General features: G+C 42.8%; 10 protein-coding genes and 6 tRNA genes. 15 read left to right on the top strand and 1 reads right to left on the bottom strand.

Annotated features, from left to right (window positions below; all coding sequences use genetic code 11):
- The first annotated feature begins 131 nt into the window (after nt 1-131).
- The 9 genes from nagB (at nt 132) to EAE89_RS10320 (ending at nt 4164) form a co-directional block, all read left to right on the top strand.
- Complete coding sequence (gene nagB / locus EAE89_RS10360; RefSeq protein ID WP_054476730.1) at nt 132-944, top strand: glucosamine-6-phosphate deaminase; 813 nt, start codon at nt 132-134, stop codon at nt 942-944.
- Nucleotides 945-1043: 99 nt separating this feature from the next.
- The gene (gene nagA / locus EAE89_RS10355; RefSeq protein ID WP_214085758.1) at nt 1044-2204 is read left to right on the top strand and encodes an N-acetylglucosamine-6-phosphate deacetylase; all 1161 of its coding nucleotides are present in this window, start codon (nt 1044-1046) and stop codon (nt 2202-2204) included.
- Nucleotides 2205-2219: 15 nt separating this feature from the next.
- The gene (nagC, locus tag EAE89_RS10350) at nt 2220-3446 is read left to right on the top strand and encodes a DNA-binding transcriptional regulator NagC (protein WP_214085757.1); all 1227 of its coding nucleotides are present in this window, start codon (nt 2220-2222) and stop codon (nt 3444-3446) included.
- 150 nt (nt 3447-3596) lie between these two features.
- Nucleotides 3597-3673, top strand: a tRNA-Met gene (locus EAE89_RS10345).
- Nucleotides 3674-3679: 6 nt separating this feature from the next.
- Nucleotides 3680-3764 (top strand) — tRNA-Leu (locus tag EAE89_RS10340).
- Between the two features lie 30 nt (nt 3765-3794).
- A tRNA-Gln gene (locus EAE89_RS10335) sits at nt 3795-3869 on the top strand.
- Between the two features lie 38 nt (nt 3870-3907).
- A tRNA-Gln gene (locus EAE89_RS10330) sits at nt 3908-3982 on the top strand.
- Nucleotides 3983-4006: 24 nt separating this feature from the next.
- Nucleotides 4007-4083 (top strand) — tRNA-Met (locus tag EAE89_RS10325).
- A gap of 6 nt (nt 4084-4089) precedes the next feature.
- Nucleotides 4090-4164 (top strand) — tRNA-Gln (locus EAE89_RS10320).
- A gap of 229 nt (nt 4165-4393) precedes the next feature.
- Here EAE89_RS10320 and ubiF read toward each other — a convergent pair.
- Nucleotides 4394-5575 (bottom strand): 3-demethoxyubiquinol 3-hydroxylase, encoded by a 1182-nt coding sequence (ubiF, locus tag EAE89_RS10315; RefSeq protein WP_083451875.1) that lies wholly within the window; start codon nt 5573-5575, stop codon nt 4394-4396.
- A 200-nt stretch (nt 5576-5775) separates the two neighbouring features.
- Here ubiF and miaB point away from each other — a divergent pair, with 200 nt between their 5' ends.
- The 6 genes from miaB (at nt 5776) to EAE89_RS10285 (ending at nt 12542) form a co-directional block, all read left to right on the top strand.
- On the top strand, nt 5776-7206 hold the full coding sequence (miaB, locus tag EAE89_RS10310; RefSeq protein WP_054476778.1) for a tRNA (N6-isopentenyl adenosine(37)-C2)-methylthiotransferase MiaB: 1431 nt from the start codon (nt 5776-5778) through the stop codon (nt 7204-7206).
- Nucleotides 7207-7293: 87 nt separating this feature from the next.
- Nucleotides 7294-8271, top strand: coding sequence for a PhoH family protein (locus tag EAE89_RS10305; RefSeq protein WP_235525401.1), 978 nt, complete (start codon nt 7294-7296; stop codon nt 8269-8271).
- Nucleotides 8268-8735 carry an rRNA maturation RNase YbeY gene (gene ybeY, locus EAE89_RS10300; RefSeq protein ID WP_054476722.1) on the top strand — a complete coding sequence of 156 codons (468 nt, stop codon included), beginning with the start codon at nt 8268-8270 and terminating at the stop codon, nt 8733-8735. The genes EAE89_RS10305 and ybeY overlap by 4 nt, the downstream gene beginning before the upstream one ends.
- Before the next feature lie 72 nt (nt 8736-8807).
- Nucleotides 8808-9689, top strand: coding sequence for a CNNM family magnesium/cobalt transport protein CorC (gene corC, locus EAE89_RS10295; protein ID WP_054476720.1), 882 nt, complete (start codon nt 8808-8810; stop codon nt 9687-9689).
- Nucleotides 9690-9696: 7 nt separating this feature from the next.
- Nucleotides 9697-11226 carry an apolipoprotein N-acyltransferase gene (gene lnt / locus EAE89_RS10290; protein ID WP_149616642.1) on the top strand — a complete coding sequence of 510 codons (1530 nt, stop codon included), beginning with the start codon at nt 9697-9699 and terminating at the stop codon, nt 11224-11226.
- Nucleotides 11227-11648: 422 nt separating this feature from the next.
- Complete coding sequence (locus tag EAE89_RS10285) at nt 11649-12542, top strand: amino acid ABC transporter substrate-binding protein (RefSeq protein ID WP_054476716.1); 894 nt, start codon at nt 11649-11651, stop codon at nt 12540-12542.
- Nucleotides 12543-12612: the final 70 nt, after the last annotated feature.

The raw sequence follows: 12612 nt of genomic DNA, 5'->3' as shown, positions 1-12612 counted from the left end.
ATGAAAAATATCTTACTCCGCATAGTGTCTCTGTTACTGAAAATGGTTTAATATCTTGTATATAGAAGATTAACTAACTGAATAATGTATAACGCTAAATATTTAATCACGATGATTTCTAAGAGGTATTTATGAGACTAATCCCCCTAACGAATGCAAGTGATGTTGGTAAATGGGCTGCACACTATATCGTTAGCAAAATCAATGCATTTAACCCAACCGCAGAACATCCTTTTATCTTGGGCCTGCCAACTGGCAGCACTCCCCTGGCAACTTATAAGGAATTGATTGCTCTGCACAAAGCAGGAGAGGTCAGTTTTAAATATGTCGTCACATTCAATATGGATGAATATGTAGGTATTGCTGAAGATCACCCGCAAAGCTATTACAGTTTTATGCATCAAAATTTCTTTGATCACATTGATATACAAAAAGAAAATATAAATTTACTCAACGGCAATGCACCTGATGTTGATGCAGAATGCCAACGTTATGAAGACAAAATTAAGTCTTATGGTCAAATTCATCTGTTTATGGGAGGCGTCGGTAATGACGGTCATATTGCTTTCAATGAACCCGCATCATCCTTAACTTCACGTACTCGCATTAAAACACTCACAGTAGAAACCCGCACTGCCAACTCCCGTTTCTTTGGTAATGATATTAATCAGGTACCTAAATATGCCCTGACGGTAGGAGTAGGTACACTAATGGATGCAAAAGAAATTATGATCCTGGCAACGGGTCTAAATAAAGCACAGGCAATTCAGGCTGCAATTGAAGGTAATATCAACCATATGTGGACGGTAAGCTGCCTGCAAATGCATCCTAAATCCATCATTGTCTGTGATGAACCCGCGACCATGGAATTGAAAGTAAAAACAGTCAAATATTTCCATCAATTAGAAGCAGATATTATCGGCAAATTTGCCAGCAAAAAATAAGAATCTACATCAGCCTAAAACCCATTTAGGCTGATTACATAGCAATCTCAATTTACATTCTCAATCATTAATCATCTCCCGATTCCATAGGAGGCTAAAATGTATGCTTTAACCAACTGCATTATATATACTGGTCATAATAGACTGGATAATCATGCAGTTATAATTACAGGCGACTTAATTAAACAAGTTTGCCCAACAGAAGTGTTACCCGAAAATATTGAAAAATGCGATCTGCATGGCGCAATCCTTTCCCCCGGTTTTATTGACCTGCAAGTTAATGGTTGCGGGGGTGTTCAGTTCAATGACTGGCTAGAAGATATTTCAGAAAAAACATTGGATATCATGCAAAAAGCCAATGAACGCTCAGGCTGCACCAGCTACTTACCAACACTCATTACAAGCACCGATGAACTGATGATCGCCGCTGTCGAAGCCATGCGCTCTTATCTGGCTAAACATCAGTATCAAGCATTGGGGCTGCATCTGGAAGGCCCTTACCTTAATCCGATAAAAAAAGGGACTCACAATCCAGAACTCATTCGTAAGCCTACACCTGAAATGATAAATTTCTTGTGCGATAACGCTGATGTCATCACTAAATTGACCCTCGCACCAGAAATGGTTGAGCAAAAATATATTCAGCAATTAGTAGAAGCAGGTATTGTGATTTCTGCTGGTCATTCAAATGCCAGTTATGAAGAGGCCCGGCAAGGATTCCAGAATGGAATTACCATCTCAACCCATCTCTATAACGCAATGCCCTATATTTCTGGCCGCCAACCTGGCCTGATTGGTGCTATCTTTGATACACCAGAAATTTACGCAAGTATTATTCCCGATGGTTTGCATGTCTTATGGCCAAACATCCGTAATGCCAAGCATCTAAAAAAAGATAAATTAATTCTGGTCACAGATGCCATACTTCCTGCCGGGCTGAATGTTTCCACCAATAAAATGGGGCACTTCACCTTTGCCGGTAAAACCATATATTATCGGGACGGATTATGTGTCGATGAAAACGGCACTTTAAGCGGTTCATCTATTACTATGATAGACGCCGTTAAAAATAGTGTTGAACACGTTGGTATTGCTCTGGATGAAGCTCTGAGGATGGCAACACTCTACCCTGCCCGCGCAATTGGTGTTGATAAATATATTGGTACCATTGAAACCGGTAAGATTGCTAACCTCACTGTTTTCAGTCATGACTTTAAAATCTGCAAAACCATTGTTAACGGAAAAGAAACTGATCTTTAATGGACAAAATAACCGATGAGTCATAGCAGCACACAAAAACAAATTGGTAATATTGACCTTGTAAAGCAACTCAACGGCGCAGTGGTATACCGGTTGATTGATCAGCAAGGGCCAATATCTCGTATTCAGATTGCAGAACAAAGTCAACTTGCCCCAGCCAGTGTGACTAAAATTACCCGTCAGTTACTTGAGCGTGGCCTAATCAAAGAAGTCGAGCAGCAAGCTTCTACCGGAGGCCGCCGCGCAATTTCAATCGTTACAGAAAATCGCAATTTCCATACTATTGGTGTACGCCTTGGCCGTCACGATGCCACTCTTGCTCTTTATGATATGAGTGGCAAAACGCTGGTTGAAGAGCATTATCCACTACCTGAAACCACTCAGCAGAAAGTCGAAAATCTGCTTATCAGCGCAATAGAAAATTTTATTCAACAAAACCAACGCAAAGTCCGCGAATTAATCGCTATTTCAGTTATCCTGCCAGGACTAGTTGACCCAAATAGAGGTATCGTTCGTTATATGCCTCATATTAAAGTGACGAACTGGACTCTGGTCGATACTCTAAAAAAACATTTCAATATCACCTGCTTTATCGGTCATGACATCCGCAGTTTAGCACTGGCTGAACGCTATTTCGGCGCTACTCGTGATTGTGAAGACTCTTTACTGGTACGTATCCATCGAGGTACTGGTGCTGGGGTAATTATAAACAGTCAGATATTACTTAATAATAGAGGGAATTTAGGGGAAATTGGCCATATTCAAATTGATCCTCTCGGTGAGCGTTGTCACTGTGGCAATTTTGGTTGTCTGGAAACTATTGCATCTAACTCAGCAATTGAAGCACGGGTTCAGCATCAACTAAAACAAGGTTTCCCAAGCCAGCTAACATTGAATAACTGCAATATCAGAGCCATTTGCCAGGCCGCTAATCAAAATGACCCATTAGCCTCTGAAGTGATAAAAAATGTCGGTCACTATCTTGGCAAAGCCATCTCTATCGCGATTAATTTATTTAACCCTCAGAAGGTTGTCTTGGCAGGGGAAATTACTGAAGCTCAGAAAATACTCATACCCGCAATTCAAAGTTGTATTAACACCCAAGTTTTAAAAGAATTTCGTGAAAATTTGCCGATTGTTGTTTCTGAATTAGTTCACTGTTCTGCTATTGGTGCCTTTGCTCTGACTAAGCGTGCTATGCTTAATGGTATTCTATTACAACACTTACTCGAAGGATCATAGTCATTTTTTGTTGATTTTGTCAGCAAAATGCTTATATGCCAAACAAACAAGCGACCTTAAGCAGATTTCAAGAAAAAAGCAGTTGACGCATTTAGCTGATATACGCATAATGCGCCCCGCAACGCCGATGAAGGTAATGCAAAAAAAGATGGCTACGTAGCTCAGCTGGTTAGAGCACAGCACTCATAATGCTGGGGTCACAGGTTCGATTCCCGTCGTAGCCACCATCTTTTGCGGGAGTGGCGAAATTGGTAGACGCACCAGATTTAGGTTCTGGCGCCGCAAGGTGTGCGAGTTCAAGTCTCGCCTCCCGCACCATTCCATTCATCAAGTTGTCAATTATTCAGTTGGGGTATCGCCAAGCGGTAAGGCACCAGGTTTTGATCCTGGCATACCCAGGTTCGAATCCTGGTACCCCAGCCATAGTTCTGATGACATGTTGTGTAGTAACTAATTTCAGTTGGGGTATCGCCAAGCGGTAAGGCACCAGGTTTTGATCCTGGCATACCCAGGTTCGAATCCTGGTACCCCAGCCATTAACTGAATGCCGTTCACTAAAAGGCTACGTAGCTCAGCTGGTTAGAGCACAGCACTCATAATGCTGGGGTCACAGGTTCGATTCCCGTCGTAGCCACCATTCAATTGGGGTATCGCCAAGCGGTAAGGCACCGGATTCTGATTCCGGCATTCCCAGGTTCAAATCCTGGTACCCCAGCCATATTTATCAATGTGTTACGTGAAGTGATGCGTTGAAAAAGAATATATAGTAAGAATGTTCTTTGATGCAGAATGCCACCCACCGAGAGGTGGTTTTGTTTTTCTGCTTTTTAGTCCGCCCTATCTCTTCTTTCTTAACTTGCCAATTAGCTTTATCTAAAGAAAAGTGAACCTTTCACGCCATAAATAGATTTACGACGTGCTTGTGATTTTCACTACCAATCTATACGTTATAACCCTAACGCATACTTAAGCACCGATTTTTTCATTACGCCAGCTCGTTGAGCTGCCATCAGTGCCAGATTACGTGCTACTTTCAGCCCTGGTAATTCACTACTGAACACGGTGTAAAATAGATCCATTCCAGATTGCATCATCAGGTTATCCGGCATTCTGCAACGTTGGTAACGCATCAGAACTTCCAATGAATCCCATTGCTCTGTTAATTCTCTGGCCTTCACCAAAATATTAATCAAAGTATTCACATCACGATAACCAAGATTTACCCCTTGCCCAGCCAGCGGATTAATTGTATGAGCAGCATCACCCAACAACACCAATCCTTCACGCACATAGCTGTTAGCATGATGACGAGTTAAGGGAAATGAGCCAGCTGCAACCGGAGTCACTTTACCTAACCGTACAGGAAATGCCTGAAAAATCTCCTGCGCAAGTTGAACCATTGACATTGTCTGTAACTGCCGTATACGCGCCGGTTTGTCATACCATACCAATGAAGCCCATTGATCAAATAGTGGGAGAAATGCTCTTGGACCTGAAGGAAAAAACTGCTGCCAGGTAATATCCTGTTGTGGCTGCTCTGTTTTTACCGTAATCAACATACAAGACTGTCTGTACTGCCAGCCATGGCTGCCAATTCCAGCCATTTTGCGAACCTGAGAACGGGCACCATCAGCACCAACAATCAAACGGGTATTAATTTTAGTTCCGTCAGACAAAGTAACTAACCAACCTTCTTTCTGACGTTGCATAGATTGTAAGACTGCCGGGCACCGCAAAGTCAGAGCAGGATGTTTTTCAAACTGTTGCCAAAGAGCCAACTGCAAAATACGGTTTTCAACCATATAACCCAACTCAGGCAACCCTAGGCTTTTTGCATCAAACACTAAATTGGAATCATGCTGTTCCCAAGTTTCCAATTTACGGTACGGTACACCGCGCATCTGTAATACCGTATCCCATGCACCAAACTGTTTGAGCAAATCCACAGAAGCACAACTAATCGCCGACACGCGCACATCAGGATAACTCAGTGCATCATAAGGTTGTGGTATCTGATGATCCAACAAAGCGACTGTCCAACCTTCTTGAGCCAATCCAAGCGCTGTTGCAGCACCGATCATCCCTGCCCCTACTACCACTACATCAAAAGTCTGTTGTGAATTATTCATATCAGTCATGCTATTAACTCATTGATTGGCACAGTGTACCGGATTTTTGATCCTTCGGTAGAGAATATCCTGTTTAACAGTCTGGTCACTGCTCCTTCAAATGAATACAATATCCGACAACTTTAAATGCCTAATACACAACTGCTTTTGCAGTGCAGTAATATCTTTCAGCACTGTAGAAAGCCCGGATGCATAAGAAAATGTCGACGATAAAAAAACTGTATATTAAAACTTGGGGCTGTCAGATGAATGAATATGATTCATCTAAAATGGCCGACCTGCTGGAAAGTACTCACGGTTATCAGTTAACCGGTGTCGCCGAAGAAGCAGACATTTTACTATTGAATACCTGTTCAATCCGTGAAAAAGCCCAAGAAAAAGTTTTCCATCAATTAGGCCGCTGGAAAAACCTGAAAGACACCAATCCAGATATTATTATTGGCGTAGGTGGTTGCGTGGCCTCCCAGGAAGGGGATTTCATCCGTCAGCGCGCCCAGTGCGTAGATATTATTTTCGGGCCGCAAACACTGCATCGTTTACCTGAGATGATCAATCAAGTGAAAGGCACCCGCAGCCCGATTGTTGATATCAGCTTCCCGGAAATCGAGAAATTTGACCGCTTACCTGAACCACGTGCTGACGGTCCATCTGCATTTGTTTCTATTATGGAAGGCTGCAACAAATATTGTACTTTCTGTGTCGTACCTTATACCCGTGGTGAAGAAGTCAGCCGCCCATGTGACGATATTTTGTTTGAAATCGCCCAACTTGCTGCACAAGGTGTACGTGAAGTTAACCTTCTCGGTCAGAACGTGAATGCTTATCGTGGTGCAACTTATGATGGTGACATCTGTTCTTTCGCTGAGTTAATCCGTCTAGTCGCAGCTATAGATGGTATTGACCGCATCCGTTTTACCACCAGCCATCCCATTGAGTTCACTGATGATATTATCGCTGTTTATGAAGATACACCTGAATTGGTTAGCTTCCTGCACCTACCAGTACAAAGTGGCTCTGACCGTATTTTGACGCTGATGAAACGTGCGCACACAGCTCTTGAATATAAGAGCATTATTCGCAAATTACGTAAAGCACGTCCTGATATCCTGATAAGCTCTGACTTTATCATCGGCTTCCCAGGAGAAACCCAAGATGACTTCGAGAAAACTATGAAGTTGATCGCTGATGTCAATTTCGATATGAGCTATAGCTTTATCTACTCTGCTCGCCCGGGGACGCCGGCAGCTGATCTGCCTGATGATGTCAGCGAAGAAGAGAAAAAACAACGCCTTTACTTGTTACAACAGCGCATTAACCAACAGGCTATGAACTACAGCCGTGCTATGTTGGGCAGTGTACAACGTATTCTGGTTGAAGGAACTTCCCGTAAAAATGTGATGGAACTTTCCGGGCGTACTGAAAACAATCGAGTTGTCAACTTCGAAGGCCAGCCTGACATGATTGGCAAATTCGTTGATGTTGAAATTGTTGATGTCTACGCCAACTCACTGCGCGGTAAAGTTATCCGTACCGAAGATCAGATGGATCTTCGTATACACGAATCACCTGAGTCCGTAATAGCCCGTACCCGTAAAGAAGATGAAATCGGGGTCGGCACTTATCAGCCTTAAACATAGAGATAATCAGTGATTCAACAAACTCATTCACAAATAGCAACTCAGGAAATTTTCCTCGAACCAGCCGATAATCAGCGCCTAATGAACCTGTGTGGTCCGTTTGATGATAATTTGAAACAGCTTGAACTCCGGCTGGGTATTGAAATCAGCCGACGAGATAACCGTTTTAAACTGATGGGCAAACCGCGGTGCGTTAGTGCCGCCACCAATATTCTCCGCCATTTATATGTGGAAACCGCCCCTGTTCGTGGGGTAATCCCTGATATCAAGCCAGAACAGATTCACTTAGCAATTACAGAGAGCCGGGTTCTAGAACAAACCGCTGAAAGCATACCTGACTACGGTAAGTCCGTTAATATTCGTACCAAACGCGGTATGGTAAAACCACGAACTCCCAATCAAACGCAATATATTGCTAATATTCTCAGCCATGATATTACGTTCGGGGTTGGTCCAGCAGGCACAGGTAAAACTTATCTGGCTGTTGCTGCTGCGGTCGATGCACTGGAACGTCAAGAAATTCGTCGCATCTTGTTAACCCGCCCGGCAGTAGAAGCAGGCGAAAAACTGGGATTCCTGCCTGGTGACCTGAGCCAGAAAGTTGATCCATACCTGCGCCCGCTCTACGACGCCTTATTTGAAATGCTAGGTTTTGAAAAAGTTGAGAAGCTGATCGAACGTAATGTTATTGAAGTTGCGCCATTGGCTTATATGCGTGGACGAACCCTGAATGATGCTTTTATTATTCTGGATGAGAGCCAGAATACTACCATCGAACAGATGAAGATGTTCCTGACTCGTATCGGTTTCAATTCCAAAGCAGTTGTCACTGGGGACGTCACCCAAATTGACCTGCCGCGTGGACAGAAATCTGGTCTGCGCCATGCAATTGAAGTATTGTCAGGGGTCAATGGGCTGAGCTTTAACTTCTTCCACAGTGATGATGTTGTCCGCCATCCGGTTGTTGCCAAAATTGTCATTGCTTATGAAGAATGGGAAGCAACTGAGCAAAAACGCAAACAGACAATCAGTGAGCAACGCAAACAGGAAGCACAATGAGTTCAGTAATACTTGATTTACAAATTGCCTGTGAGAATTTACAAGGTCTTCCTGAAGAAACCCTATTCCAGCGCTGGCTGGACGGGGTTTTACCTCAGTTTCAATCTGAAAGTGAGGTAACAATCCGTATTGTTGATGAAGCAGAAAGTCACGATTTAAACCTGACTTATCGTGGCAAAGACAAACCAACAAATGTGCTATCTTTTCCATTTGAATCACCACCAACGGTTGATTTACCTCTACTTGGTGATTTAATTATCTGTCGACAGGTAGTTGAAAAAGAAGCCGAGGAGCAACAAAAAACAGTAGAAGAACATTGGGCACATATGGTTGTACACGGATGCCTACACCTGCTAGGTTATGACCATATCGAAGATGATGAAGCGGAAGAAATGGAATCTCTGGAAACAGAAATTATGCAAAAGTTAGGTTACTCTGATCCCTATCTTGCAGAAAAAGAGTAACCACCTACACCATTTTTATGCTAAAAAATATCAACAACAACTTATTTAATGGGAAATTTTCATTAAAACTCCATGAGCGACGACCATCCTTCAAGTAACGATAACCCGGGCCCTAAGAAAGGGTTTTTTACTCTTCTTCTTAACCAACTTTTTCACGGTGAGCCAAAAAGCCGTGATGAACTGGTGGAATTGATCCGTGACTCAGAACAAAACGATCTGATTGATCCTGATACCCGCGATATGCTCGAAGGGGTAATGGATATTTCCGATCAACGTGTCCGTGATATCATGATCCCCCGTTCCCAAATCGTTACCTTAAAACGTAATCAAACCCTGGACGAATGTCTGGATGTGATTATCGATTCGGCTCACTCACGTTTCCCTGTGATCAGTGAAGATAAAGATCACATTGAAGGGATTTTAATGGCAAAAGACCTATTGCCATTTATGCGCACCGATGCCCCACCATTCAGCATAGATAAGGTTCTGCGTCAGGCTGTCGTTGTACCTGAAAGTAAGCGGGTTGACCGCATGCTGAAAGAATTCCGTTCTCAACGTTATCATATGGCCATCGTCATTGATGAGTTCGGTGGTGTATCGGGTCTGGTTACTATCGAAGATATTCTTGAACTAATCGTCGGTGAAATCGAAGACGAGTATGATGAAGAAGAAGATGTCGATATTCGTGCCCTGAGCCGTCATACCTATACGGTACGAGCACTGACTCAGATTGAAGACTTTAATGAAGCCTTTGGTACCCAATTCAGCGATGAAGAAGTGGATACTATTGGCGGTTTGGTTATGCAGGCATTCGGCCATTTACCAGCCAGAGGGGAATCTGTTGATATTAACGGTTATCTCTTTAAAGTTGCCATGGCCGATAGTCGGAGAATTATTCAGGTTCATGTTACGATACCGGACGATGCGCCAATGCCTAACCTTGAACAAGAATAGGGTCTGAATGAACAAAGCTTCATTATTACATTGCCAGCGGCTTCGTGCTTTGCTGGCACTATTTTTCGGAGCCAGTGGAACACTGGCTTTTTCACCTTTTGACTTCTGGCCTGCTGCTATTATCTCCCTGTTTGGACTACAACTTCTGACTTTAAACAGAACACCCGGACAAGCGGCATTTATTGCTTTTTGCTGGGGATTCGGCTTATTTGGCAGTGGTATAAACTGGGTATATGTCAGCATTGCCAATTTTGGTGGAATGCCAACTGCGGTCAATATTTTGCTGGTCATATTACTTGCCGCTTATCTCTCGCTCTACCCTGCTTTATTCTCCAGCTTACTCAACCGTTTTTTCGTAAAAACGAGCGGGTTAAGGCTAGCAGTGGCCGCACCTGCATTGTGGCAAGTCACTGAATTCCTGCGTGGCTGGATTTTGACTGGCTTTCCCTGGCTACAATTCGGCTACAGCCAACTAGATAGCCCAATGAAAGCCATTGCACCCATTTTCGGTGTTGAGGCAATTACATTCCTGTTAATGGCTCTGAGTGGATTATTAGTTCTGGCGGTTATACACAGAAACATCACCGCTGGCATTACCGCTATCGCACTTCTGCTATTACCGTGGTCAATACGTCATTACCAGTGGTATAACCTACAACCTGAAAAAGCGGTTGATGTGGCACTGGTTCAGGGAAATATCCCACAATCCCTGAAATGGGACCCCAATATGCTCAGTGAAACTCTGGACATCTATTTAAATAACAGCCGCCCATACATTGGTAAAACACCTATTATCATCTGGCCCGAATCTGCAATTCCATCACTGGAAAGTTATCAACGCGGTTTTCTGGCAAAACTGGATATGCTGTTACGTAATCAGCACACCAGCCTGATTACCGGTATCATTGATGAAAGAACGGTTGGTAACAGCTATAAGACCTATAATAGCTTGATTGTTCTGGGTGATAAAATTCCTTATCAATATCCATCAACTACTCGCTACGATAAGCATCATCTGGTCCCCTTTGGTGAATTTGTCCCACTGGAATCTCTACTCCGACCTCTGGCTCCATTCTTCAATTTACCAATGTCTTCATTCAGCCGAGGCAATTACATTCAACCACAGCTTTCTGTTGCAGGATATAACCTGACCGCCGCCATTTGTTATGAAATTATATTAGGTGAGCAAGTTCGTGATAATTTCAAACCGGATACTGAATTCTTACTCACTGTTTCTAATGATGCCTGGTTTGGTAGTTCCATCGGTCCCTGGCAACATTTCCAAATGGCACGTATGCGTTCCCTCGAATTAGGGCGCCCATTACTACGTGGTACTAATAATGGTATTACAGCTGTTATTTCCCCTGATGGGAAAGTGCAGGCAGCACTCCCACAATTTACCCGCAATGTTTTGGAAGCTAAAGTGACACCCGCAACCGGGATAACACCCTATGCACGTTGGGGGAATTGGCCGGTATGGATAATTACCGTATTGTTTGCCCTGTTTGCGCTGATATATCACCGCCGTAAATTTTAACTCCGATATCCATACATCATAAGGGAGCGAAATTGCTCCCTTAGTTACTGATATCACTCTATGTTATAAAATAACCTACTTAAGTATTAATTTTACCCCTCTTTACTATTTTGGCACGTTAATTGCTGTTATCTCCATGAATGAAAAGGAAAATAGCTGTTTCATTAATAGAAAACGGGAAAATGCACCATAAAAATGATAGTCACGCACTTTTATTGTGCAAGATAAGCAACATTGTTCATTTATAGTGCGAGACAGCTCCCGAAATAGAAACAATTCATTTTCATTACCTAACCCTTTTGTACTATTTTTTAACACCATATATACATATAACAGCAAATGATCCTTGATTAAAAACAAATCACAGAGAGACTTTTGCAAACACAACATCGCAAACGATAACCACATTAAAGGAGTTGTATATGCGAATGCGTAACCTAGTATTAACCATGATGTTACTTGGCGCAGCAGGTGCTGTTCAGGCTGAAGAATTGACGGGAACACTGAAAAAAATTAAAGATGATGGTGTAATCATTGTGGGGCATCGTGAATCCTCCGTACCTTTTGCTTATTACGATAATAAACAAAATGTCGTCGGCTATTCGCAAGATTACTCTAATCTGATTGTTGAAGCCGTTAAGAAGAAACTGGACATGCCAAATTTGCAAGTAAAATTGATACCGGTGACTTCTCAAAATCGTATTCCACTGCTACAAAATGGGACTTATGATTTCGAATGCGGTTCTACTTCCAATAACCTTGAACGCCAGAAACAAGTCGCTTTCTCTAACACTATCTTCATCATTAATACGCGGTTGCTGACTAAAAAAGGTTCCGGTATAAAAGATTTTCCAGATTTGGCTGGTAAAAATGTCGTTGTTTCCGCTGGTACGACTTCTGAAATATTGCTAAATAAACTCAACGATGAGAAAAACATGAAAATGCGCATCATCAGTGCAAAAGATCATGGTGACTCATTCCGCACGCTGGAATCCGGCCGTGCAATCGCCTTTATGGTAGATGATGCTCTGCTAGCCGGTGAACGCGCCAAAGCGAAAAAACCTGATCAATGGGAAATCGTTGGTACACCGCAGTCTAGAGAAGCCTATGGTTGCATATCACGCAAAGATGATCTTCAATTCAAGAAGCTGATCAATGAGACCATTGTTCAGGCACAAACTTCCGGAGTGGCAGAGAAATCATTTGAGCGCTGGTTCACACAACCCATTCCGCCTAAGAATCTGAACCTGAACTTCTCGTTGTCTGATGAAATGAAAACACTATTTAAATCGCCAAATGATAAGGCACTTAACTAGAAATATAATTAGAAAAATGACTATTTGATTGGCATCACAGGGTGCGAGGTGGCCGTTCCCTACCTCGCTT

The organism is Photorhabdus heterorhabditis (genome assembly GCF_018448905.1).
GTDB lineage: Bacteria > Pseudomonadota > Gammaproteobacteria > Enterobacterales > Enterobacteriaceae > Photorhabdus > Photorhabdus heterorhabditis.
The sequence above is the reverse complement of the archived record's forward strand: the minus strand, read 5'-3'. Positions and strand labels throughout refer to the sequence as shown.